General features: G+C 64.8%; 20 protein-coding genes. 6 read left to right on the forward strand and 14 right to left on the reverse strand.

From position 1 onward, the window contains the following. Nucleotides 1–307: 307 nt before the first annotated feature. The gene (locus QDT69_RS19285) at nucleotides 308–847 is read right to left on the reverse strand and encodes a hypothetical protein (protein WP_279708056.1); all 540 of its coding nucleotides are present in this window, start codon (nucleotides 845–847) and stop codon (nucleotides 308–310) included. 767 nt (nucleotides 848–1,614) lie between these two features. Between QDT69_RS19285 and QDT69_RS19290 the strand changes: the two genes are divergently transcribed. Then, nucleotides 1,615–2,481 carry a phosphotransferase gene (locus tag QDT69_RS19290; RefSeq protein WP_279708057.1) on the forward strand — a complete coding sequence of 289 codons (867 nt, stop codon included), beginning with the start codon at nucleotides 1,615–1,617 and terminating at the stop codon, nucleotides 2,479–2,481. A gap of 50 nt (nucleotides 2,482–2,531) precedes the next feature. On the opposite strand, the gene QDT69_RS19295 is transcribed toward QDT69_RS19290, so the two are convergent. From QDT69_RS19295 to QDT69_RS19310, 4 genes are all read right to left on the reverse strand, one after another. After that, a complete protein-coding gene (locus QDT69_RS19295) occupies nucleotides 2,532–3,161 on the reverse strand; it encodes a peptidoglycan recognition family protein (RefSeq protein WP_279708058.1) in 630 nt (209 codons plus the stop codon). Nucleotides 3,162–3,371: 210 nt separating this feature from the next. Next, a complete protein-coding gene (locus QDT69_RS19300; RefSeq protein WP_279708059.1) occupies nucleotides 3,372–4,586 on the reverse strand; it encodes a GGDEF domain-containing protein in 1,215 nt (404 codons plus the stop codon). A gap of 711 nt (nucleotides 4,587–5,297) precedes the next feature. Further along, nucleotides 5,298–5,909: a LysE family translocator gene (locus tag QDT69_RS19305; protein WP_279708061.1), complete on the reverse strand. Its 612-nt coding sequence runs from the start codon at nucleotides 5,907–5,909 to the stop codon at nucleotides 5,298–5,300. Between the two features lie 104 nt (nucleotides 5,910–6,013). Then, nucleotides 6,014–6,418, reverse strand: a complete 405-nt coding sequence (locus QDT69_RS19310) for a response regulator (protein ID WP_279708062.1) — start codon at nucleotides 6,416–6,418, stop codon at nucleotides 6,014–6,016. Between the two features lie 158 nt (nucleotides 6,419–6,576). Between QDT69_RS19310 and QDT69_RS19315 the strand changes: the two genes are divergently transcribed. After that, nucleotides 6,577–7,461, forward strand: coding sequence for an SDR family NAD(P)-dependent oxidoreductase (locus tag QDT69_RS19315; RefSeq protein WP_279708063.1), 885 nt, complete (start codon nucleotides 6,577–6,579; stop codon nucleotides 7,459–7,461). Nucleotides 7,462–7,618: 157 nt separating this feature from the next. Here QDT69_RS19315 and QDT69_RS19320 read toward each other — a convergent pair whose 3' ends face one another. The 4 genes from QDT69_RS19320 to QDT69_RS19335 all read right to left on the reverse strand — a co-directional run bounded on the left by QDT69_RS19320 (nucleotide 7,619) and on the right by QDT69_RS19335 (nucleotide 11,073). Beyond that, complete coding sequence (locus QDT69_RS19320) at nucleotides 7,619–8,467, reverse strand: FRG domain-containing protein (protein WP_279708064.1); 849 nt, start codon at nucleotides 8,465–8,467, stop codon at nucleotides 7,619–7,621. 153 nt (nucleotides 8,468–8,620) lie between these two features. Then, on the reverse strand, nucleotides 8,621–9,427 hold the full coding sequence (locus QDT69_RS19325) for a lytic murein transglycosylase (protein WP_279708065.1): 807 nt from the start codon (nucleotides 9,425–9,427) through the stop codon (nucleotides 8,621–8,623). 55 nt (nucleotides 9,428–9,482) lie between these two features. Further along, the gene (locus QDT69_RS19330) at nucleotides 9,483–10,430 is read right to left on the reverse strand and encodes a DUF817 domain-containing protein (RefSeq protein ID WP_279708066.1); all 948 of its coding nucleotides are present in this window, start codon (nucleotides 10,428–10,430) and stop codon (nucleotides 9,483–9,485) included. A 58-nt stretch (nucleotides 10,431–10,488) separates the two neighbouring features. Continuing rightward, nucleotides 10,489–11,073, reverse strand: coding sequence for an ester cyclase (locus QDT69_RS19335; protein WP_279708067.1), 585 nt, complete (start codon nucleotides 11,071–11,073; stop codon nucleotides 10,489–10,491). A gap of 231 nt (nucleotides 11,074–11,304) precedes the next feature. On the opposite strand from QDT69_RS19335, the gene QDT69_RS19340 reads away from it, so the two are divergent. Both QDT69_RS19340 and QDT69_RS19345 read left to right on the forward strand, forming a co-directional pair. After that, entirely contained in the window at nucleotides 11,305–14,157 is a 2,853-nt protein-coding gene (locus tag QDT69_RS19340) for a CHAT domain-containing protein (protein ID WP_279708068.1), read from the forward strand. Nucleotides 14,158–14,339: 182 nt separating this feature from the next. After that, nucleotides 14,340–14,576, forward strand: a complete 237-nt coding sequence (locus tag QDT69_RS19345) for a hypothetical protein (RefSeq protein WP_021077386.1) — start codon at nucleotides 14,340–14,342, stop codon at nucleotides 14,574–14,576. Between the two features lie 367 nt (nucleotides 14,577–14,943). Here QDT69_RS19345 and rpoD read toward each other — a convergent pair whose 3' ends face one another. Next, on the reverse strand, nucleotides 14,944–17,073 hold the full coding sequence (rpoD, locus tag QDT69_RS19350) for an RNA polymerase sigma factor RpoD (protein ID WP_279708069.1): 2,130 nt from the start codon (nucleotides 17,071–17,073) through the stop codon (nucleotides 14,944–14,946). A gap of 252 nt (nucleotides 17,074–17,325) precedes the next feature. Further along, complete coding sequence (gene dnaG, locus QDT69_RS19355) at nucleotides 17,326–19,341, reverse strand: DNA primase (protein WP_279708070.1); 2,016 nt, start codon at nucleotides 19,339–19,341, stop codon at nucleotides 17,326–17,328. 277 nt (nucleotides 19,342–19,618) lie between these two features. On the opposite strand from dnaG, the gene QDT69_RS19360 reads away from it, so the two are divergent. Further along, nucleotides 19,619–20,173: a chlorite dismutase family protein gene (locus QDT69_RS19360; RefSeq protein WP_279708071.1), complete on the forward strand. Its 555-nt coding sequence runs from the start codon at nucleotides 19,619–19,621 to the stop codon at nucleotides 20,171–20,173. Between the two features lie 4 nt (nucleotides 20,174–20,177). Here QDT69_RS19360 and QDT69_RS19365 read toward each other — a convergent pair whose 3' ends face one another. The 3 genes from QDT69_RS19365 to QDT69_RS19375 all read right to left on the reverse strand — a co-directional run bounded on the left by QDT69_RS19365 (nucleotide 20,178) and on the right by QDT69_RS19375 (nucleotide 22,424). Then, entirely contained in the window at nucleotides 20,178–20,576 is a 399-nt protein-coding gene (locus QDT69_RS19365; RefSeq protein ID WP_279708072.1) for a gamma-glutamylcyclotransferase, read from the reverse strand. Between the two features lie 130 nt (nucleotides 20,577–20,706). Further along, a complete protein-coding gene (locus QDT69_RS19370) occupies nucleotides 20,707–21,519 on the reverse strand; it encodes a transglutaminase family protein (RefSeq protein WP_279708073.1) in 813 nt (270 codons plus the stop codon). 2 nt (nucleotides 21,520–21,521) lie between these two features. Continuing rightward, complete coding sequence (locus tag QDT69_RS19375; RefSeq protein WP_279708074.1) at nucleotides 21,522–22,424, reverse strand: transglutaminase family protein; 903 nt, start codon at nucleotides 22,422–22,424, stop codon at nucleotides 21,522–21,524. Nucleotides 22,425–22,527: 103 nt separating this feature from the next. Between QDT69_RS19375 and QDT69_RS19380 the strand changes: the two genes are divergently transcribed. Continuing rightward, on the forward strand, nucleotides 22,528–23,325 hold the full coding sequence (locus QDT69_RS19380) for an N-formylglutamate amidohydrolase (RefSeq protein WP_279708075.1): 798 nt from the start codon (nucleotides 22,528–22,530) through the stop codon (nucleotides 23,323–23,325). Nucleotides 23,326–23,329: the final 4 nt, after the last annotated feature.

The following is a 23,329-nucleotide window of genomic DNA, read 5'->3' on the forward strand; positions in this document are numbered from 1 at the left end:
GCCCGTGATAAGGCCAACTCCATGGGATTATTATATTGTTCCACGATATCGTTATCGCCCTGAAGACGACCGGGTCGATCCAAACGGCCCGCCCGTGGTGTCGTTGTGGCGCCTCTATGAGGGGTGGCGGTGGCCGTACTGGTGGTGAACAGTCTGCAAGATGGGCGGAGCCAACGGGTCCGCGCAACGCGCGGCCCGATGATAAACTCCGCGATACCCATCATCCCACCGCGCGGCACGAGGTTGATGGGTATCGCTTCGCTCCACCCATCCTGCGCGGCTATTCTGGAACGCCTTCGCGTCAGACTTAGGTACCGATTTTAGGATGGATGCGACGAACGTCTATCTCTTCCCACCGCGTCATGACCTTCTCGTTGAAGCGCGCCCGATCAAACGTGACCTGGCCATCGTCCTCCACCAGAAAAATGTCATCTTGGGACGCGACGGCTTCCAGGAAACGTGGTGATCGGACGCCGAGATCGACGCGCTCACGAAAGCGGGAATGCATGTGCAACTCGTCAAAGGAGAACATCGCAACGCAATAATTGTCGAAAGTTTCGAATCTTGAGAAATCGGCTACTGCGCATTCGTCCAAGCTCATTACAGGGTAGAAATGCGGCCCCCACCGATGCCGACTTGGTTGGAGAGCTTTTAGAACACCAACTTCCTCAAGCGTACCGCTCGGCCACTCCCAACAACTCATGAATTCATGGAAGAAGGCCTCACGCGAAGTGCCGTTTTCATCGGGAAGGGACCGGATCCGCCCTCCCTTTCGGTCGTGATCCATCTTCCGATAAACCTCAAACAGAAGCTCGTACACGAGCGCTGCCACTGGCGCGTTTTGCATTCTTCGACCTCTCGATGCCGCTCAGGGCTCAGTCTGCAGGATCGGTGGAGCGAAGCGATACCCATCATCCCCCGCGCAGCACGAGGCCGATGGGATCGCTGCGCTCCACCGATCCTACGAAGCTGGCTAGTGTGCAGACCCTTTGCGCCGTGAGGCCTCCTCATGGAGGTAGCTTTCGGCAAAGACGCCGACAAACCAACCTGCCGCGAAAGCGCCAACAAGCATGATGAAATGGATCGTGGCGGAGGGGACAAAGTCTTGTTTGTCCTGAACATGATCAAATCCGATCAGTCCCAGCGCAAGTACTCCCGCGCAGAGCGACGGCCAAATCGCGGCGAGTCGCCCCCGAAAGCTTCGTGATTGAAGCCTGGATCGACGAAACGAGATCACCACTCAAGACCATCGCAATCAAACAAGCAGCGAGGAACATCAGACTTCATCCTTGGCGCGCCGGCCGTGGGCATCTTGACATCAAGCGGAGCCAATAGCGTGAGTTGATTGTTTCAACCTTAAGGAGACAGCTAAAACACCCGCGACATTCGAGCGCGCCAGGCCGTGTACCGATAAATCCAGCGGCGTGATGCGATGGCGATGTCCGTTTTGCCCTGATGGCGGCTGGAGTTGTACGGCAGCGCAAAATGTCGCGATGGGCCAGAACGAACCGGACTAGTCCCAAACCGCGCGTCGCTGCGCGATTGTGGCAAACGCCGCGGCGGGGGACAAGCCATGATCATGGCTGGCAGCCGAGATCGCGGAAGCGTTCTCTTTTGGCGGCCGCCGGTGTTTGGTTGCGACCGGCGGGAGGACGGGCGATGCGGGGATCCCTCGGGGAGAAGATCAACCAGGGCGGCACGGCGGATATCCACGCCTGGGCGCCAGGTCAGGTCGTCAAACTGTTCAAGGAAGGTTTCCCGCCGCGACTCGGCCAGCAAGAGGTGCGGATGACCCGGGCGGTCTTCGCCGCCGGCGTGCCTGCGCCGGAGGTGTTCGGCGAGGTGACGATCGACGGACGCTTCGGCATCGTGCTCGCCCGCCTCGACGGACCGACGCTGCTGCAGCTCACGCGCAGCGGCGGCGTGACGTTCGCCCAGGCAGGCGCGATCCTCGCGTCCCTCGCTCTGTCGGTTCACAGGATATCACCGCCGCCGGAAGCCTTCGGTCTGCGCCGCTGGATGGACGCCGCCTTCAGGCACTCGGGCGACATCGTGCCCAGGCACATCGCCTCCGGCATCCTCGCGCTGATCGACCGCCTGCAGCAGCCGGGGGACGGGCTGTGCCATGGCGACATCCACCCTAACAACGTGATCATGACGACGGACGGTCCGCGGCTGATCGATTGGACCTTTTCGATCCGCGCGCCTGCGGCCTTCGATCATGCACACTTTCAAATCAACCTGACCGAGCTCGCCCTCGACGTCACCGACAATCCGCAGCGGCCGCTTGCGGTCCATGCGGCCGCGCAAGCCGAATACGCGCGGCTGTCCGGCACACCGATAGCGGCGCTGAGGCAAGCGATGGAGACCTGGCTGCCGATCGCGATCGTCCGCTGCTTCCTGCTGATGGACGGGCCGACAAGCGAGCGATGGCGGCGGATGATGCAGCGCGCCGAGGCGGCCCTGCGTCCGCAGGATTGAACATTTGTCGCGCGTGCGTGGCCGTCGATGCGGCTGCTTAATGCCCGCCCCTATTTGCCCCACTCTCGCGCCATGGTCGCGAGCGCGCAGCCCTCGCAATAGCGGGCGTCCTTGAAGTCGATCCAGTTGTGGGCATAGACGCGGTCGAGCGGAATGCCGTAGCGCGCGCGCAGCACATTGAGCAGCACCCGCCAGGCCGCGATCTGCGCGTCGGTCGGCCCCTTGGTGACGTCGGGGTAATTGCCGGCGAACTCGACGCCGATCGAGGTGTCCTTGTTGACCTGGTGATAGGTCTTGCCGTTGTCGATGTATTTGCTGTCGTTGCGATCGGCGCCGTCGGTGTGGGTCGGAACGAGGTTGTCGGCGACCGCCCAGTAGACCGTGCCGTCGGTTTCGACCCAGACCATGACGCCGCGCCTTGTCGGGTTCTTGTGCTGAGCCTGCGCGCCGTAGCGTGCAGAGCCCTGCGGCCCCTCGGTCTGGTGCACGATGATGTTGCGCCAGGGGTGCGCCTTGGTGACGTCGCCCCAGGGCGACAGCCACACCATCTTCAGTCCGGGAATCTCGGGCGTCCCCTGCGCTCGCGCGATTGCCGCGAGATCGGCGGTTTCGGCGAGGGCTGCAGAGGAGATCACGAGCGCAAGGAGCGCGGTGAGCAGGCGAGGCATGATGACAGACATTCCGGTGTCGCGCTTCGGTTCTGCAACGGCTTCGTTTCACCTCGCCCCAGCGGGGAGAGGTCGATTTGCGGAGCAAATCGGGTGAGGGGCCGCGGCGCTAACGAGAGACCGTAAGCCCTCACCCGGCGCTGCGCGCCGACCTCTCCCAAGGGAGAGGTGAGGTCCCGCCGCCGTTCCAACTCAACTTGATCTCATCATGCTCTAGCACGCTCAGGCGCGCTTGCGCAGGGTCGCCTCCAGCGCATCGACCATCTCGGGCGGCAGCCTGGGCTCGTAGGTCGCAAAGCCGTTCTTGCCGCCCTTCTTGGCATCGTAGAGCGCGTGGTCGGCGGCGGCGATCAGGCGGTCGGGATGCATCCCGATCTCGCGGGTCCATTGCGCAATGCCGATCGAGACCGCGATCGGAATGTCGTTGCCGGTGCACTGCTCGGCATCGGCGCGGCAGACCTCCAGCACGCGGCGGGCGATCATCGCGCCCTCGCGCAGCGTCGAGGACGGCAGCACGATGCAGAACTCGTCGCCGCCGGTGCGGGCCAGCATGTCGCCCGGGCGGAGCCTCGTCTGCGCCATCAGCGTGAAGTGCTGCAGGCAGGCGTCGCCGGCGGCGTGGCCATGGGTGTCGTTGATGCCCTTGAAGCCGTCGAGGTCGATCACCAGCAGCGCGAACGCCTCGCCGTTGCGGTCGGACCGCGCGCATTCCTCGGTCAGGCGCTGCAGGAGGTGGCGGCGGTTGCCGACGCCGGTGAGATCGTCGAGCAGCGCGAGGTCGGCGACCTCGTTGCGCAGCCGGTCGATCGCCATCAGCAGGAAGCCGAAATTGAGCGCCATCGACAGGAAGACCATCAGCAGGATCACCAGCGACTGACCCGCATTGAAGCGAACGAAGGAGTACTCGCCGGGCTGCAGCAAGGCGCCGACGAGGCGCAGCGCATAGATGCCGATCAGCACGGAGGCGACGATGCCGGCGAGCCGCGCGCCGGGGCTGACGCGCCCGTTCTCGGGCGACAGCAACAGCTTCAGCGTCAGCGCGAACGGCATGACCTGGGCGACGGTGTAGACCAGGATGCGCATCGGCATGCTGTCATAGGCAAAGATGAAGACGCCGAGGCCGACGAACGCGAACGCGGTGAACAGCGCGGTGCTGCGCCAGCCCACCGGCTTGCCGTAGAAGCGCTCGATGCCCATCGCGGCAAGGCCGGCGGCGAACACCATCAGCGTCCCCGCCGCCAGCAGCGGCAATAGCGAGTCCGTCATCATCACACGGAGCATCGCGCAGGAGGCACCGGCGGCCGCAACGAAGGCGGACGCGGTCCAGAACCGCGCCGCACCGAAAGCTGGATAGCTTTGCGCGACATAGGCCCAGATCAGGCCGAGCGCGAGAAAATTGATAACGAATACCGTCCAAAGCGTCGGAACGCTCAACATCGCCCCTGTTCGAGACCCGTATCGGCCTCGCCTCCCCTGAAATGACCTTCCGCCCCTAAAGGCGTTTCCTCAATGACAATCCCCGTTGTCTTGGGGGAGAGGATGCGGCCGCGCCGCTTAACGGACTCTCACCGCCGCGCGCCAATCCGTGCTGTGGTTTTGAATTGATGAAGATGCGCGCGTCCACCATTTGTGCGTCGTTAAGCATGACCGGTGCGACGGCGCCGCGACGCGCGACACGCCGACGCTGGCGAAAAACTGGCAAAAGCACGTAACAGCTGTGGATAACACGATGACGGCGCCGTGACAGCACGCGGCAGCCGCCTCCGAATCTGCTGAGTTTGGTACTGAGGATGTTGCGAGGCTGGCCCTCCGCCAAGCATGCCTCGGAGTCGCGTTCAATCCATGAAACCCTGAGAGGATACTATGGCTAAGAAAGCGAAGAAGGCGAAGAAGGCGAAGGCGAAAAAGGCCACCAAGAAGAAGGCTGCCAAGAAGTAACGAATTCCAGCCCGGGTAGCGGCTCTTGCCCTGCCCGGGCACTCGGTCCGGGACCGCGGGTCGAAACGACGCCAGCCCCGAACGCATCAACCCCAAATTCACCTAATCGATCGCCCCCAACGGATGGGGCAAGGCAGCAGGCGCAAGGCCTGCTTTTTTATTGCCTGCTTCTTTTTTATTGCCGGCCTCGGGCCGCGAGCGAATGCGAGCTCAGCGCTCGGCAAAGGCGAGCTTGGCGCCGAGCGCGGCAAAGCCCGCGGCAAAGCTGCGCCGCAGCCAGGCCATCACCTTCGGCCGGGTGATGACGCGGTCGCGCACCGATGCCGCGAACAGCCCGTAGACCGCGAACACCGCAAAGGTCATCGCCATGAAGACACCGCTGAGCTCGACCATCCGCGTCAGCGGATGCGGGTCGTCGACGGCGATGAACTGCGGCAGGAAGGCCAGGAAGAAGATCGACAGCTTCGGATTGAGGATGTTGATCAGGATCGCGGTCACGATCACCCGCCCGCTCGAGCGCGGCTTGATCTCGGCGTCGACGGCGAGCGCGCCGCGCTCGCGCAGCGCCTGCCAGGACATATAGAGCAGATAGAGCACGCCGCCCCATTTCAGCGCCGCGAACGCCATCGCGCTGGTGTGCAGGATAGCGGCAAGGCCGAGCATCGCCGCGATCATCTGCGGCACGATCCCGAGGGTGCAGCCGAACGCCGCCGCCACGCTCGCCCGCGAGCCACGGGTCAGCGCCACCGCCAGGGTGTAGAGCACGCCGGTGCCGGGCGAGGCGACCACGATCAGCGTGGTCAGCAGGAAGGACCATGTCATTTCAAATCCTCAACGGGGAGCGACATGGTCCGGAAATATCACGGCGCCCGGGCAGGCGGAAGCGACCACCGGCCGGCCGCCGTTCGCCCGTGCTGACAACTCCGTTATACGGTCCTCGCCCGGCGGCCGCCCGACAGCTCCGAGGCCTTCGTCTCGGCGACCCGGATCACGTCCAGAGGCGCCCAGGGCTTGGACCAGAACATGGTGCCCTCGGGCAGGCGCTGCCGCAGCGGCTTGCCCGAGGTGACGATCACATCGAGATCGGGCTTGTATTTCTTGGCGACATGGGCGAGCTCGACGCCGGTCATGTTGCCGGCCAACTCGACATCCGTCAGCATCAGCACGACGTTGTCGCCGCTGCCTTGCAGCACGAGTTCTGCGGCTTCCGCGCTCTCGCAGGCAATGACGTCGAACTCACTCTCTTCCAGCAGCAGTTCGATCATCTCGCGCTGCATCGGGTCGTCCTCGACGACCAGGGCCTTCGCACGATAGGGCTTTGACTGTCCCATAGGCTGGCCTTCCTTGGTTTCAATGTTTCGGTTGCGCGCTTAACAAATGTTAATGCCTAAAATCACTGGATGGTTCGGTTCCAATTTGAGAAAAGTGAGGACCCGCCGTGTTCCTGCATGGCAACCGTCGCGCCTCGTTCTGATGGAGCCCACCCGACATGACCGCGATCTCTGGATCCGCCGCCGCCGTGACCGGAGCCGCCAGCGGCATCGGCCGCGCGCTCGCGCTTGAACTGGCGTTGCGCGGCTGCGATCTCGCCATCGCCGACCGCGACGAGGGCGGCCTGCAGGCCACCGCCGCCGAGATCGCCAAGGCGATCGAGACCACCAAGGCGAGCCCGCGCAAGGTCACCGTACACCGTGTCGACGTCAGCGAGCCCGGCCAGATCACCGCGTTCGCCGACGCGGCCGGCGCCGCGCATCCCGGCCTCAACATCGTCGTCAATAATGCCGGCGTCGCATTGCTCGGCGAGTTCAGCGAAATCGACCAGGCGCAGATGGACTGGCTGTTCAACATCAATTTCTGGGGCGTGGTGCACGGCACCCGCGCCTTCCTGCCGCTGCTGTCGCAACGGCGCGAGGCGCATATCGTCAACATCTCCTCGATCTTCGGCATCGTCGCCCCGCCCGGCCAGAGCGCCTATTGCGCGGCCAAGTTCGCGGTGCGCGGCTTCTCCGAGAGCCTGCGCCACGAGCTCGCGGTGGCGAACAGTCCGGTGAAGCTCTCCGTCGTGCATCCCGGCGGCATCGCCACGAACATCGCACGCAACTCGCGCACCGGCAGCGGCGTCACCGACAATGCCCGGCGCTCAGAATCGATCGAGCGCTTCGAGACGCTGGCGCGGACCACCCCGGCGGCGGCCGCGCAACGCATCATCACCGGCATCGAGAAAAACCAGCCGCGCATTTTGATCGGCAAGGACGCCATCTTCATGGACCTGCTGCAACGCTTCCGCCCCGGGACCTACTGGAAGGTGATGCAGCGGCAGATGGAGAAGACGGCCGCAAGGCGGATCGCGCGCGATGCGGCGCAGGCGGGTTGACTGCACGACGGCGCCGGGTCATCCGGTGTCATCACCCGCGAAAAGTTGTTGTTGAACCGATGGGCCGCGGCGTACTGGATCGCCCGGTCGAGCCGGGCGATGACAGGTGTTGTGGGGACACATCCTCGCGACGAGGTCTGCCTGAGCGAAGCGCGCCTCACCCGCCGAGCTGCTTCTTCACCCCGAGCGCCAGCCGAAACAGCGGATCGCTCCGTTCCGACGGATAGAGCGCGCTCCGCGTCACCTGCGGGAAATTGTCGTTCTTCCAGAACGAGGACGGCGCGAACGAGAATTTCGCGACCAGCCGGCGGCCGAAATCCATCTCGTAAGGAAAGTAGTTTTCTTTCTGCTCGGTGCCGGACATCTCGGGATATTCGCCGAGCAGATAGCCCTCCTGGATATGCGGCCGCACCGCCGCCGGCGGGCAGACACTGGACAGCCGCACGATCTGCAGGCCGGCCTCGGCGCTCGCGGTGATCGCGCCGCTCAAATTCGGCACGCCGAGCACATAGAGGAAGGCGGTGCCGGTCTCCGCCAGCGACGCAAACGAGGCGGCAATGCGGATCGAATGGGTGACGTCGAGCAGCGGCGTGGTGCAGACCTCGTAATGCTGCAGGATCGACCAGCGCAGGATGCGGTGCCGCTTCAGCCGCTCCAGTCCGAGCAGCTTGGCCTTGGCATATTCCGCGATCAGGACCTGCTCGGCACGCCGCAAGGCCTCGAACCGCATCGCCAGCGTCGCCTGATCCGGATTGCTGCGGCCGCCGCGAAACAGCGTCGGCTTCAGCGACGAGTTGCGCTTGATGTTCCTGAAGTCGGCGCCCTGGCCGCGAAACAGCAGCACATGGTTGCGGTTGAGGAATTGCAGCTCGGCGATCTTGGTCGCAAGCTCGAGATAGGAGCCGACGCGATGCCCCGCCCCCTCCCGCACCGCCGAGTTCTTCGCGACCTGGCATCCCCGGCGGTCGAAGAACGACCAGATCTTTTGGCTGCCGATGGTTTCCATAGGGGTACTTGAAGTCTCAGTTCGTCATTCCGGGGCTCGCGAAGCGAGAGCCCGGAATCCATTTCTCAACACGTGACGCGGTCCGATGGATTCCGGGCTCGCGCCAAGAGGCGCGCCCCGGAATGACGACGGTGGATGTGGCGCGCCCCGCCCTCACCGCCCCACGAGCTGGTCGGCAAAATACCCGATGGTCTTGCGATAGATCACCGCCCTGTTCCACTCGCGCATCGCCTCGAAATTGGCGCTGCCCTCGCCATAGGGCGCGCCCATCTTGAAGCCGTTCGAGTGCAGCAGGTTCGCGGTCGAGGCCAGCACGTCGGGCACCGAGTGGCGCAGATCGACATGGCCGTCGCCGTCGAAATCGACGCCGTACTTGATGTAGGACGACGGCAGGAATTGGGTCTGGCCGATCTCGCCGGCATAGGCGCCGATCATGTCGTTGAGCCTGAGGTCGCCGCGCTGCAGGATCTTGAGCGCGGCGAGCAGTTCGCCCTGGAACAGGTCGGTGCGGCGGCAATCATGCGCCAGCGTGGTGAGCACGCGGAACACCGGCAGCTTGCCCATGTCGCCCTTGCCGAAATCGGTCTCCAGCCCCCAGATCGCGACCAGGATCTGGCGCGGCACGCCGTATTGCTGCTCGATCTTCGACAGCAGCGCAGCGTGCCGCTGCAACATGGCGCGGCCGCCATTGATGCGCCCAGAGCCGACGCGGGTTGCGACATACTGCTCGAACGTCTTGTTGAAGGTGTAACGCTGCCGCCGGTCGAAGGCGAGCACCCCGCCATCCTGCTGCACCCCGCCGAGCGCCTGCGAGATCACGTCCTGCTGGATGCCGGCCGCGGCCGCCTCCTGCGAGAACGACTGGACGAAGGCGGGAAAGCTGCCGCCGCAGCGGGCGGCATAGGAGGGGGTGGCAAGTAGCAAGGCGCCGAACACAACCGCCAAACGACACCTGAGCATGCAAACATCCCTCCTGCTTCGAATGGCCGATCATGCCATGGAGCAAACGAGGCAGTCAAAGCGTCGGCACCGACATTCTGTCCGCGGTCGCGTCATCCCGCCGTCGTGTCTCGCCCCTCCACCTCCGTGGCGCATTGACGAGACTCACCAGCGTGTAGCTGATGATCAGGAGCAGGAACCACGACCCAAGCTTCTCGATTCCGACCATCGACCAGCCGAGCCGTTGCGAGGGATAGAGCCAGGTCTTGGTGAAGGTGCCGATGTTCTCGGTGAACCAGATGAACAGCGACACCAGCACGAGGCCGAGCAGCAGCGGCATCGCGCGATAGCGGGTCCAGACCTTGAAATGGATGCTTGTGCGGCCGAACAGCCAGATCGCCCAGGCGAACAGCCCCCAGCGCAGGTCGATGACGTAGTGGTGGCTGAAGAAGTTGACATAGATCGCGACGCTAAGGGCGACCAGGCTGAGCCGGCGCGGATGGTGCGTGAAGCGGAAATCGAACAGCCGCCAGCAGCGGCAGATGTAGCTGCCGATGCAGGAATACATGAAGCCGGAGAACAGCGGCACGCCGCCGATATGGAAGATGCTGGGCTCGGGATAGATCCAGGAGCCGACCCGTGCCTTGAAGATCTCCATCGCCGTGCCGACGACATGGTAGATCAGGATGACCCTGGCTTCCTCCCAGGTCTCGAGCTTTCCCGCCAGCAGCGCGACCTGGACGGCGAGCATGCAGAGAAACAGGAAGTCGTAACGCGCAAGCACCGCATCCGGCGGATAGAAGCGCCAGGTGCCGATCATCAGCGCCACCGCGATGCCGCCGAACAGGCACGCCCAGGCCTGCTTGACGCCGAAGCGGAGGAATTCGTAAAGCGCCGCCGTCCAGCGACGCTGCGCCATGACCAGGCCGAGGCGATGTTCGCCGGCGATGAAGCGGCGCAGCGGCGGCCAATTGGCCGCGGCGCTTGCGATCGGTCTGGTATGACCTGTCAGTTTGTGATGCACGCCGCTGGTGATGGCGGCAGATCACGGTCGCGGCGCGGCGGAGTTGTGCAGATTTCCCTCAATCCTTGAGCTGGCGCTCCAGATCGACAAAATCGATCTCGGCCCAGCGCTCGGAAATCTTGCCGTCGTGAATCCGCCAGAACGTCATGCCGCGGAATTCGACATGACGGCCGGTGGGCGCGATACCGCGCCACGGGCTGCGGTGCCGGCCGCGCCAGACGAAACGGCCGGCGACGATGTCGCGCTCGGCCACCAGGCATTCGGCGACCGCCGACAGGTCGGCGAAGGTCTCGTGCATGGCAGACGCATGCGCGATCACCTCCTCGGCGGTCATCCGCTTGCCTGCGGCATGGTCGAAGTAATCGGGTGCCAGCTGGGCGCGGATCGCATCGGGATCGAGACGATTGGTCACGGCGTCGTAATGCGCGAGCACGAGCGCCTTGTTGGCGTCGCTTGTGGCGTTGGACATCGGCGATCGGCTCTCAAGAAAAGTTGTACAAACCTGAGGATGCGCCTCATACGCGAATCGGAGGCGATGGCGCAAGTGACGATGGTCAGAAAAATCAATGGTTTCGGCGCTGGCGCGTTTCGGCTTCGAAGCGAAAGGCGGTTGCCGGGAAAGTGCATCCGCCAGCGGTAACATCATCCGATGCCTCGATCATGCCGCTGGCATGCAAGCAGCGGCACACCACACGGTGCATCTCAGGGAGCGTGCGTGAACGCCGGAGGCACTGGCGGCGACCAAGGAAGCACCAGCCCGGTAGACCGGTTCCGCCGGCGCGCCGCCGCTCGCCCCGTCTTGTTCATGCAAAGGCGCGCCGCTAAAGCCAGCCAGGCTGGCTGCAACGACGCCGTCATTGGGGGATGCCATCCGGTGACGAATTCTGGGAATGAGGGTGTGCTGCCGATGACGACCGCCGGACGCTTCGCACGCGCGCGCAGGGTTGCCGCGTCACTCGGTATCATCACCCTCGCGCTCGGCGCCACACTGACCGGGCCGATCGATACCGCTACTGCGCAGAACGCCTCCACCAAGCGCGCGCCGGCGCAAGGTGCCGGCAGCACCCAGGCGATCACCGCGCAGATGAAGAACGCCATCGCGCTGACGCGCAGCGGCAAGATCGACGCCGGCGCTGCGCAGCTCACTGCCGCACTCGACGCCGCGGACAAGCTCGACGACGCGCAGTTCGTAATGGGACAATATTACGACGCGACCGCGACGCTGCGCGCGGTCAAGCGCGACGATCTCGCCGAGAAACTGTTCGTGCGCGCATTCAAGAGCAAGGCGGCGGCGCAATCGCCGCCCGGCATCGCCGATGTGCTGCTGGAATACGCCATCCTGCTGTCCGACCACGCCAGGATCGCCGAAGCGGTTCCGGTCTACATGAAGGGGATCGCGGCCTTCAATGCCTATTGGGGCGAAGGCTCCGAGGAATCGCTGATCGCCAATGACAAGCTCGCGGTCGCGCTGTCGGCCAACGGCTCGGCGGCGTCGGCGACGAATCTGGGCCGGCACAATTTCGAGCGCTCGGAGAAGGCGCTGGGGCCCGACCATCGCACCACCGCGAAGCTCGCCAACAATTATGCCGACATGCTGCGCGAGATCGGCGCACCGGCGAAGGCGCTCGAGCTCGACCTGTTCGCGATCGAGAAGCGCGTCAAGCGTTACGGCGAGAACCATCTCAACACGCTGGTGACGGTCAACAATGCCGGACAGGATTTCCTCAACCTCGGCCGCTTCGACGACGCCCGCCGCTATTTCCGCCGGCACCGCGCGATCGCGACCGTGCTGGCGCCGAAGGATCCGAGCTTCGCCGGCCAGGCCGACGCCTGGCTGTTCTACACCGACATGCTCGCCGCCGGCGATGCGCCGACGTCGCCGGCCGATCTGGCGCGGCTGGAGGCGATCGTCGCCAATGAGGCGAATTTTGCGGACTTCCTGCGCATAAAAGCGGCGGAGCTCGCTGCCGGCCAACGCGAGCGGCGCGGCGAGTTGGACGCGGGCATGCGGCCGCGCGAGACGGCGCTGGCGATTTCGACCAAGGCCTTCACCGCGCAGCATCCGCTCTCCTTCGAGATCAAGCTCGGCATTGCCGTTGCCTTGATCGCGAGCGATCCGAACCGCGCGGTGCGCGCGTTCACCGCGCTCGACCGCGAGATGTTCGAGTGGATGAAGCGCGAGGTCGGCACCGCGGGCGATCGCGCCGTCGCGGAAGCGATCCGCTCCCATGCCGACCATCTGCTGTTCGCGTTCGGCCGCTTCGCCACCGGGGCCGGCTCCGCTGTGGCGCAGCCGGCCTTTGCCGCCGCCGTGCTGCGCTGGAAGACGCTCGGCGGCGGCGATGCCACCGCGCTGCGCCGGTTCGAGACGGAGGTCGCGAAGGACGTGGAGACCGCGACGCTGGTGCGCACAGCACTGCGACTCAACGGCGAGAAGCAGGAGCTGTTCTCGTCGGGCAATATCGACGACTGGGCACGATCGGTGTGGCAGCGGCAGGACGCGGCCGAGAAGGCGCTGGGCAAGCGGCTCGATGCGATCGGCGTGAAGCTGCCGCAGGATCCGATCCGTCCCGCGCAGCTGCTCGCCCCGCAGGAAGCCGTCGTCAACTACTTCATCACGCGGCAGTGGAAGGCGAACCGGCAGTCGAAGGAGCCGCTGGCGGCGACCGTGCTCTACGCCATCGTCGAGACCGCAACGAGCGAGCCGCGCGTGGTCGATCTCGGCGATCCCGGCAAGACGGTCGACACCGGCGTGCGCACCGAGATCGCGCGGCTGCGGACGACACGGGCCACCGTCGCCGGTCTCGACGCCGGGGGGTCCGACACCAGGGCGCTCGACACCAAAGGCCGCTTCCAGAACCTGCACGCGCGGCTGTTCGCGCCGCTGGAGGCAATGCTGAAGGACAAGACCACGCTCTATGTGGTGCCGGATGGCTTCCTGTTTGCGGTGCCGTTCTCGCTGTTGCCCGGCACCGACGGCGGCCTGCTGGAGGACAAGTTCACGATCCGGCTGCTGACCAGCCCCGATGCGCTGATCGCGATCCATGCGCGCGAGAAAATCGACAAGACCGGCGCGATGCTGCTCGCCGGCGGCATCGAATACGGCCAGCCGGGGCCGATGCCGCTGCCCGGCACCAAGACCGAGATCGAGGCGATCGCCAAACTCGCCCGCGCGCGCGGCGCCCCGGTCGAGATGCTGACCGGAAGCGGCGTCAGCGAAGCTGCGCTGCGCGAGGCGATCGGCAAGGTCCGCATCGCGCATCTGGCAACCCACGGCTTCTATCACGACAGCACCGCGTCCGGCCTCGACACGCTGTGGCAGAGCGGCATCGTGCTGTCGGGCGCCGGCGACAGCCGCTGGCCGCTGCGCGACGACAAGGACGGCTATCTCTATGCCTTCGAACTGATGGACTGGGACCTGTCCGTGCTCGATTTGCTGGTGCTGTCGGCCTGCGAGACCGGCCGCGGCGACGAGAGTTTTGTCAGCGGCCTGCGCGGCCTGCCGACAGCGCTCGGCATCGCCGGCGCCCGCCGCGCGCTGCTGACGCTGTGGCCGGTCGCCGACGAAGGCACCGCGAACTTCACCGTGCGCTTCTATGAGCACCTCGCGGAGGGCATGACCTATTCCGATGCGTTGCGCCAGACCAGGCGCGATGCGCGCGAGGGCAAAGTCGCGGGCGCCCGCGACGCCAGCGTGTGGGCGGCGTTCGTGCTGTTCGAGGGCTGAGACGGACACCGGACGCAAGAGAACGGTGGACATCTCGCAGACCGTTGTCATCTTGACACGTCGCGGGACTACGTCCGGTCACATCACAAGGGCCTTCGCCGCCGGATTGCGCAGGGCAGCCCAGCGCGCTAGCGCGCGGGATTTGCTTTGACAGCGGCGCTGTGATCGGGGACAAGCCGCGCATGCCGAAAAAACCGGGGACCAATCCCAAAGGCGAATTCGCCTTCTTCAACGTCTTCTATGAAGACGGCTCGCAGCGCTCCAACCGCCGCGTGCCCTCGGAGCTGCTGGGCGGGCTCGACGGCGACGAGCCGGTGCGCGCCTTCCTGCGCGACCAGGACCGCGAGATCGCCGAAAAGGGCGGCCGCCCGCCGCTCGAGATCAAGTCGATCGAGCGGGTTGGGGCTAAGAAGAAGTAGCGGCGCGAGCTGGTTGCTTCGTCAAGTCCACCCGCTGAACCATCTCCGCACGCCATCAGCATCAGAGCAAGCGGTACCCCTCTCCCGCAAGGGGCACTGCTGCTCGTCCCAACCAGGATGTCATCACCCGCGCATGCGCATGCGGGTGATCCAGTATTCCAGAGACGCCAGTGCTTGAGCCGAGAGGCCGCGGCGTACTGGATCGCCCGGTCAAGCCGGGCGATGACAGCTGAGGGTGGGATGCGTAGAACTGGCCCTTGTGGGAGGGGTGGCCGCGGGCGCTGGCGTACGAAATGCATCACGGACTGGCCAAACAAAAACGGCGGGCATTTGCCCGCCGTTCTTGTTTCGATGGATGCCGATCGAACTAGTTGTCGAGGAACGACCGCAGCTTGCGCGACCTTGACGGGTGCTTCAGCTTGCGCAGCGCCTTGGCTTCGATCTGGCGGATGCGTTCGCGGGTGACCGAAAACTGCTGGCCGACTTCTTCCAGCGTGTGGTCGGTGTTCATGCCGATGCCGAAGCGCATGCGCAGCACGCGCTCTTCGCGCGGGGTGAGCGAGGCCAAGACGCGCGTCGTGGTCTCGCGCAGGTTGGACTGGATCGCCGCGTCGATCGGCAGGATCGCGTTCTTGTCCTCGATGAAATCGCCGAGATGCGAATCCTCTTCGTCACCGACCGGGGTCTCGAGCGACAGCGGCTCCTTGGCGATCTTGAGGACCTTGCGGACCTTCTCCAGGGGCATGCCGAGCTTCTCGGCGAGCTCTTCCGGGGTCGGCTCGCGGCCGATCTCGTTCAGCATCTGGCGCGAGGTGCGGACGATCTTGTTGATCGTCTCGATCATGTGCACGGGGATGCGGATGGTGCGGGCCTGGTCGGCGATCGAGCGGGTGATCGCCTGCCGGATCCACCACGTGGCGTAGGTCGAGAACTTGTAGCCGCGGCGGTATTCGAACTTATCGACCGCCTTCATCAGGCCGATATTGCCTTCCTGGATCAGGTCGAGGAACTGGAGGCCGCGGTTGGTGTACTTCTTGGCGATCGAGATCACGAGACGGAGGTTGGCTTCCACCATCTCCTTCTTGGCCTGACGGGCCTCGCGCTCGCCCTTCTGCACGCCGTGCACGATCTTGCGGAATTCGCCGATCTCGAGCCCGGTGAGCGCCGCCAGCGACTGGATCTCGTGGCGCAGGTCCTTGATGCGGTCCTTCTCGTGATGGACGAAGTTCTTCCAGCCCTTGGCCGAGAGCTTCGAGACACGGTTGAGCCAGCGCGGATCGAGCTCCGAGCCCTGGTAGTTGCGCAGGAAGTCCTCGCGCGCGACGCCGTGGCTGTCGCCGAGGCGCAGCAGGCGACCCTCGAACGAGACCAGCTTCTTGTTGATGTCGTAGAGCTGCTCGACCAGCGAGTCGATGCGGGCCTGGTTGAGGCGCAGCGACTTCACCTCGACGATGATCTCGTCCTTCAGCTTCTTGTACTTGCGCTCCTGTGAGGGCGACAGCGACTCGCTCTGCAGCTGGTTGGCAATGTCCTGCTCCTGCAGACGGCGCAGCTTCTTGTACTCGGACGCGATCTTGTCGAAGGTCTCGACCACCTTCGGCTTCAGCTCGGCCTCGATGGCGGCGAGCGACATCTGGTTCTCGAACTCGTCGTCGTCCATGTCGCCTTCGGCGGCGGCTTCGCCCGGATCCTTCTCCTCAGCACCGGCTTCGCCACCGGCGGGCGCGGCGCGGAACGGGGTCGGCGACGGCGGCGCGGCGGGCGGCGCGACATGCGCCGGCGCGGCGGCGTCAGCGCCGTTGCCATTGCCTTCGGCAGCGGCGCCCTCGGCGCCGTTGGCGATCAGGTTCGGATTGATGCCGCCCTTCGACTCGGGGCCGGCATAGGTGGCTTCGAGATCGATGATGTCGCGGAGGAAGATCTTTCCTTCGTTGAGCTCGTCGCGCCAGATGATGATGGCCTGGAAGGTCAGCGGGCTCTCGCAGAGGCCCGCGATCATCGCCTCGCGGCCGGCCTCGATGCGTTTTGCAATGGCGATTTCGCCTTCGCGCGACAGCAGCTCGACGGTGCCCATCTCGCGCAGATACATGCGCACGGGATCGTCGGTGCGCTCGCCGGGCTCCGACTTCTTGACCTCGGTGACGGCCTTCTGCGTGACCTCGACGAGTTCGTTATCGGTCTCGTCGTCGCCGTCGTCCTTCTCGTCCTCGCCTTCAGAGTCATCGGCTTCGGTGACGTTGATGCCCATGTCCGAGAGCATCGACATGATGTCTTCGATCTGTTCGGGCGAGGTCGTATCGGAGGGCAGCACTTCGTTGAGCTGATCGAAGGTCACGAAGCCGCGCTTCTTGGCCTGCTTGATCATCTTCTTCACCGCGGCATCCGACAGGTCGAGCAACGGCGACGGCGCGTCAGCGGAATCCTTCTCAGGAGCATCCGCTGCCTTGTCGTCTTTTTCCTTGTCCTTAACCTGCAGCGTCTTTGCCTTGGTGGCCATTCACTAAGCTCCCGAAACGCGGTCATGCAAAATGGCGCCACGCACGCGCATCCGCACGAAATCTAGATTTACTCTCTCGACGCACAAAGGGCGGCGCAAAATCTCGCCACCCCTGTCATCCGTCTCGACGGTTTCCATCTGCAATAGCCGCGAGGCTATTAAGTTTCGCTTAACCCTGTTTTTGCAGCCAAACCATGGATTTGGCGAGTCTTTTTGCGGGTTCGGCCGGCGCCGTCCGCAGCATTTTTGTTATCAGACATTACGCTGGAACCGGCCCGATAATTCGCCGAACCCTTCAATCAGGGCTTCGGTCCCGTCGGCTTCTGCCATCCGGGCCTGGATATCCTGCAACCATGCCAGATTGGCCTCGCTGGAGTCTTCAGCCAAGGCCGCTTCCGCATCTTTTCTTTCCCTAAGTAAGGCGTGGGTTTTCTGATGCAAGGCAACGAGTTGACGCCAGGTTGATAAAACATCCTCGCGCGCGGCACCGATCTGCGTCCCCCACACCGCCTGGGTTGTGATCGCCCGCTCAACCCTTTGAAGAATCTGCGATAATCCGCTCGCCTCAAGGTCGGCGCGCATCTTCTCGGCCTGCTCCTCGACATCGGGGGAATGGTGATGATCATGGGCAAAGGCGGCGATAATGGCGGCCCTGAGCTTGTGGGCCTCGGGGTGGGCGAGCTCCAGCGCAGCCACCTCCTCCAGATGGTCGTGCAGCAGCCAGGGGTGGTTGATCAGGGATAGCAGGATCAGCGCCTCGCGGCGGGAGATCGCGCTGCGCTGGCCGCGCATGATCGAGCTGTTGGCGAGCTGCGGGCTCGCGGCCTGATACGGACCCCGTGAAATCCCGGGGGTCGCGCCGCCCTTGCCGCCAAAGCGGCCGGCCTGGCCGCCTCGGGCCGGGCCACGGGGGGCAAACTGGCGAGGTGATTCGCCGCCGCGCCCGCCGCCGAAATTGCCCCTGCTGAAGCCGCCGCCGTAACCGCCGTGGCCGCCCTCCGGGGCGAAATTGCGTTGCAGCCGCTCCTGCAGGTCCTGCCGGTAATAGCGGCGCACCACCTCGTCGCGGATGCCATTGGTCAGCTCGCCGATCCGCGCCTCCAGCGCGGCGCGGCGCTCGGGGGTGTCGAAATTGCCACCCTCAATCTCGCGCGACCAGATCATGTCGGCGAGCGGACGCGCCGCCGAGATCACATCCTCGATCGCAGCGCGGCCGCCGGAGCGGGCGAGATCGTCGGGATCCTGCCCTTCCGGCAGCAGCGCGATGCGCAGGCTCTTGCCCGGCTTGAGCTGCGGCAAGGCAACGTCGGCCGCGCGATACGCCGCCTTCTGGCCGGCGCGGTCGCCGTCGAAGCAGAGGATCGGCTCGTCGACCATCTTCCAGAGCAGGCCAAGCTGGTTCTCGGTCAGCGCGGTGCCGAGCGGCGCGACCGCGCCGGGAAAGCCTGATGTCACCATGGCGATGACGTCGACATAGCCCTCGACGACGATGAGCTGCGCGCCGTCATGCGCGGCCTGCCGCGCCGTGAACAGATTGTAGAGATTGTCGCCCTTGTGAAACAGCGTGGTTTCCGGCGAGTTCAGGTACTTTGCCGGAACGTCCTTTTCCAGCGCACGGCCGCCGAACGCGATGACGCGGCCGCGGGCATCCGCGATCGGGAACATGACGCGGTCGCGGAAGCGATCGAACGGCACCGGCTTGTCCTCGCCGGACACCAGCAGCCCGGCCTCCACCATGTCTTCGGTGGAGATGCCCTGCGCGCCCAGATGCTCCTTCAGCGCGAAGCGATCCGGCGGAGCGTAGCCCATCCGGAACTGGAGCTGGGTCGCCGGCGAGATGCCGCGGTCGGCGAGATAGCCGCGCGCCTTGGCGCCGTTGCGCGAGGCAAGCGTGTCGGCGAAGAATTTGGTCGCGAGTTCCATCACGTCGTGCAGGGTGCGGCGGCGCTGCTCGTGCCGCGCCGCATCCGGGCTCGCCGCCGGGATCGCCATGCCGGCCATCGACGCCAGCCGCTCGACCGCCTCCGGAAAGGTGACGCCCTCGGTCTGCATCACGAAGTCGAAGATGTTGCCGTGCTGGCCGGAGGAGAAGTCGTGATAAAACCCCTTCTGGTCGTTGACCGTGAAGGACGGGGTCTTCTCCTGCTGGAACGGCGATAGCCCCTTCCACTCCCGCCCGGCCTTCTTGAGCTTGACGCGCTTGCCCACGACTTCCGAGACCGGAAGCCGGGCGCGCAGCTCTTCGAGGAATTGGGGCGTGAAACGCATCTGGCTCAGGTTCGGCGTCAATCGGACATCGATATAGTGAGGACGCCCTCAGCCTAGCAAGTTTTGGTCACCTGCTCCCGCTATCCACACCCCTGTCATTCCCCGGTGCGCAATTGCGTACCTGAGGGCGATGCGAAGCATCGAGCCCGGAATCCATGCATCCACATTGCCGGTCTATGGACTCCGGGCTCAGCCCTTACGGGGTGCCCCGGAATGACGATGGGGATGATGTCACGACCGAGCTTGCCCCCCGCCCGGTTCCGGGATTGGATAGGCCATGTTCACGACATTCAGAGGCGGGCAGAGCGGCGGCTGGCAGGTCACGTCCATCACGCGGGTGAAGGGCGAGACGCTGCCGAAGGTCGCGGCGCTGTCGATCGTTGCGAGCGATGCGATCGCGCTGCCGCTGCTGCCGGCGCAGACCTCCTGGCGGCTCGCCGGTGTTGCAAGCCATCTGCGCTACACCGAGAAGGAAGAGCGCGAGAAGCTTGCCGCCGTGCAGGCCGGGCTCGGCCGCAGCGAGGCAACGCATGCGGCGCTGATCCCGATCCGGAAATCCGCGGCATGGTGGGATCTCACGCAGGAGGAGCGCCGCAAGATCTTCGAGGACAAGTCGCACCACATCGCCGGGACCCTGAAATACCTGCCCGCGATCGCCCGCCAGCTGTTTCACGCCCGCGACCTCGGCATGCCCTTCGACTTCCTGACCTGGTTCGAATTCGCGCCCGAACACGTCACCCTGTTCGACGAGCTGGTCGCCATGCTGCGCGCGACCGAGGAATGGAGCTTTGTCGAGCGCGAGGTCGACATCCGCGTCGAGCGGGAAGTGTGAAGCGCTAATGCTCGAGGAATTTTCCTGACCCGATCCGCGGCAGCTCGGTGACCGGCCAGTTGTAGAGATAGGTCCACGCCTCGCTCACGCTGCCGTCGGCGAGCGTGACCTTGAGCATCTCGCGGAGATATTCGGTCGGCTGTGGAAAGCCCTCGCCGCAGGCCTCATACATGTCGAATTCGCGCAGCATCGCCTCACGCTCACGCAGGCGAAACAGCTCACCGTGCACGATGTCGGCAGGATCGTCAGACGCCACCAGGCCTGGATAATGCTTCACCAGATAGAGCCGGCCGCGGCACTGCGCGGGCCCAAGGAATTCGGCATTGCCCGCGAGCAGCTTCGCCATCGGGTGGTCGAAGCCGCGCATCAGCGTGCCGTAGACGAAGAGGAGATCGGAGGTCATTTTAGCGAGTCAATCCGGGATGGTCCGAAGGACCAGACCACAGATGCGCAATCTGCGCATCGGGGAATCTCGAGATTCCGGGTCTGGTGCTGGCGCACCATCCCGGAATGACGGGCTAATGTCGAGTACCTCAAGCCGCTACCACCTCATCCGTGACCACCACGAACTTCGTCAGCGTCATCCGGCCAAAACTCGTGGTAAGCGCGACGTCGGCGGCATCGCGACCGGTCGCCATCAGGATGCGGCCGATCCGCGGCACATTGTGGCGAGCATCGAACGTGTACCACTGGCCGGACAGATAGACCTCGAACCAGCCGGAAAAATCCATCGGCGCGGGATCCGGCGGCACGCCGATGTCGCCGAGATAGCCGGTGCAGTAGCGCGCCGGAATGCCCATGCAGCGGCAGAAGGTCAGCGCCAGATGCGCGAAGTCGCGGCAGACGCCGGCGCGGCTTTCATAGACGTCGTGCGCCGACTTCATGTGATGGGCATGCTGATAGCCGAACGTCACGTGGCGGTGCACGAAATCGGTGATCGCCTGCACCCGCGCCCAGCCCGGCGGTGTGTTGCCAAACAGCGACCAGGCAATGTCGGTCAGCTTGTCGGTCTCGCAATAGCGGCTCGGCATCAGATAGAGCAGCAAGTCGTCAGGCAATTGCTCGACCGGCAGCTGCTGCGCTGCCGGATTGACGATGTCAGGCAATCCGGAGTCGCGCACCAGCGCGCCGCCGCGGAAGGTGACGCCACCGCGAGGGGCAACCAGGCGCCCGCAGACGTTGCCGAAGCCGTCGCGATAGAGGCCGATCGGGACATCCGGCTCGGTCGCAATGCGCTCGGTGCCGACGATGTCGGCGTAACGCGACGGATGGATCGACAACATGATCACCATCGGGGTCGGCTGCGCCGCCGTGTAGGTGATCTCGAAGCCGACCCTGATCTGCATCGTCAGGCCGTCTCCTGCTCCGCCACGCTCTCGCCGACCGAGACGACCTTGATGTCGACGTCCATCGCGAGATAAGCATCCGCGGCGCCGAGATAGACGCCATGCAGCGGGATCGCCTGCCGCGGATCGCGCGCCACCGCGACGCGGATCAGATCGCGGGTGCCGACGATGCCGTTAGTCGGATCGAACTCGATCCAGCCCGCGCTCGGCAGATAGACCTGCACCCAGGCGTGGGTCGAGCCGCCGCCGACATAGCCGTGCGCGCTGCCGGGAGGCATCGCGAGATAGCCGGAGACAAAGCGCGCGGCGATGCCGAGCCTGCGCAGCGCCTCGATCATGAACAGCGCATAATCGCGGCAGGTGCCGGACTTCGTGCGTAGCGTGTCGAGCGGATGCTGGGTACCCTGCTCGTAACGCTTGCGGTAGCTGAACGTCTCGCGGATGCCATGGGTCATGTCGCTGAGGATCTTGAACGTCAGCGTCGGCGCCTCGACATCGAGAAAGCGCCGCGCCCACGCCGATAGTTCACCGTTCGGGTCGCCATATTGCGGCGTGATGAACTGCTGCAGATCGGGGAATTCCTCATCGTCGTAGAGGAACGGATAGAAATAGGCCGCGTCGTCCGGCGTCAGCGCAAACCTGTCGGCGGGATTGTGCTCCACCGTCGCGGTCGAGACAAAGGAAAGCGTGTCGGCGCGCTCGTCGAAGGCCGCGATCGCGACGCTGTTGCCGAACACGTCGTGGATCCAGCGCAGCGACATCGGCTGCGGATCGATCACAAGCGCGCTGTCGAGCACGCGCAGATCATGGCCGTCGCGCGGGCGCAGCATGATGCGGTGCTCGCCGAACGCCACCGCGCGCGTGTAGCGATAAACGGTCTTGTGATGGATAGTCAGGAGCGTCATCTTCAAACAATCATCGTGATTTCGGACCGCTTAATCTATAGAGAAAGCTGCTCGATTCCAGACCAGATGCCGCTCGAATAGGCAAAGTTGAGGAAAAAGGCCCTTGAATTACGGCGGCACTCCATCCTTCCTGCTTGCAAGCACCGATGTTTCGCCGGTTCTTGAACACAATCCTGCCGGCCGCTCGCCGTTCCTGCTCACCTGCGATCACTACGGCAGGCTGATTCCCTCGCCGCTGGGCGATCTCGGCCTGCCCGAAGGCGAGCTCGTGCGGCACATTGCCTGGGACATCGGCATCGCCGGCGTCGCGACCCAGCTCTCCCACCTGCTCGGCGCGCACCTGATCGCGCAGCGCTACTCGCGGCTCGTGATCGACTGCAACCGTCCACCACACGTCGCAAGCTCGGTGCCGCTGATCAGCGAAGCCACCACCGTGCCCGGTAACGAAGGCCTGTCGCGCGAGGCCGCCGAGATGCGCCGTGCGCAGATCTTCGATCCGTATCACAGGCGCATCGACGACATCATCGACGAACGTGCGCGTCAGGGCATGCCGACGGTGCTGGTGTCGCTGCACAGCTTCACGCCGGTTTATGCCGGCATCGCCCGTCCCTGGCACATCGGCACGCTGTATCATCGCGACAAGGCGCTACCGCCGCTGCTGCTCAAGCATCTGCGCGCCGAGGGCGATCTCGTGGTCGGCGACAACGAGCCCTATGCGGTCAGCGACGAGACCGACTACACGATCCCGGTGCATGGCGAGAAGCGCGGCCTGATGAATTCGGGCATCGAAATCCGCCAGGACCTGATCTCCGACCAGGCGGGCGAAACCGCATGGGCCGAGCGGCTGGCGCGCATCCTCGGCGAGATCGAGACGACGCTGCGCGCGGAAGCGCTGATCTAGTCCG

Origin of the sequence: Bradyrhizobium sp. CER78 (genome assembly GCF_029846235.1) — a bacterium.
GTDB lineage: Bacteria > Pseudomonadota > Alphaproteobacteria > Rhizobiales > Xanthobacteraceae > Bradyrhizobium.

What these genes read in the sequence shown, in the direction of transcription:
- QDT69_RS19285 (WP_279708056.1), bottom strand. Translation starts at nt 847, where the DNA reads ATGCAAAACGCGCCAGTGGCAGCGCTCGTGTACGAGCTTCTGTTTGAG.
- QDT69_RS19295 (WP_279708058.1), bottom strand. Translation starts at nt 3,161, where the DNA reads ATGTCTGTCATCATGCCTCGCCTGCTCACCGCGCTCCTTGCGCTCGTG.
- QDT69_RS19300 (WP_279708059.1), bottom strand. Translation starts at nt 4,586, where the DNA reads ATGTTGAGCGTTCCGACGCTTTGGACGGTATTCGTTATCAATTTTCTC.
- QDT69_RS19305 (WP_279708061.1), bottom strand. Translation starts at nt 5,909, where the DNA reads ATGACATGGTCCTTCCTGCTGACCACGCTGATCGTGGTCGCCTCGCCC.
- QDT69_RS19310 (WP_279708062.1), bottom strand. Translation starts at nt 6,418, where the DNA reads ATGGGACAGTCAAAGCCCTATCGTGCGAAGGCCCTGGTCGTCGAGGAC.
- QDT69_RS19315 (WP_279708063.1), top strand. Translation starts at nt 6,577, where the DNA reads ATGACCGCGATCTCTGGATCCGCCGCCGCCGTGACCGGAGCCGCCAGC.
- QDT69_RS19320 (WP_279708064.1), bottom strand. Translation starts at nt 8,467, where the DNA reads ATGGAAACCATCGGCAGCCAAAAGATCTGGTCGTTCTTCGACCGCCGG.
- QDT69_RS19325 (WP_279708065.1), bottom strand. Translation starts at nt 9,427, where the DNA reads ATGCTCAGGTGTCGTTTGGCGGTTGTGTTCGGCGCCTTGCTACTTGCC.
- QDT69_RS19335 (WP_279708067.1), bottom strand. Translation starts at nt 11,073, where the DNA reads ATGTTACCGCTGGCGGATGCACTTTCCCGGCAACCGCCTTTCGCTTCG.
- QDT69_RS19345 (WP_021077386.1), top strand. Translation starts at nt 14,340, where the DNA reads ATGCCGAAAAAACCGGGGACCAATCCCAAAGGCGAATTCGCCTTCTTC.
- rpoD (WP_279708069.1), bottom strand. Translation starts at nt 17,073, where the DNA reads ATGGCCACCAAGGCAAAGACGCTGCAGGTTAAGGACAAGGAAAAAGAC.
- dnaG (WP_279708070.1), bottom strand. Translation starts at nt 19,341, where the DNA reads ATGCGTTTCACGCCCCAATTCCTCGAAGAGCTGCGCGCCCGGCTTCCG.
- QDT69_RS19360 (WP_279708071.1), top strand. Translation starts at nt 19,619, where the DNA reads ATGTTCACGACATTCAGAGGCGGGCAGAGCGGCGGCTGGCAGGTCACG.
- QDT69_RS19365 (WP_279708072.1), bottom strand. Translation starts at nt 20,576, where the DNA reads ATGACCTCCGATCTCCTCTTCGTCTACGGCACGCTGATGCGCGGCTTC.
- QDT69_RS19370 (WP_279708073.1), bottom strand. Translation starts at nt 21,519, where the DNA reads ATGCAGATCAGGGTCGGCTTCGAGATCACCTACACGGCGGCGCAGCCG.
- QDT69_RS19375 (WP_279708074.1), bottom strand. Translation starts at nt 22,424, where the DNA reads ATGACGCTCCTGACTATCCATCACAAGACCGTTTATCGCTACACGCGC.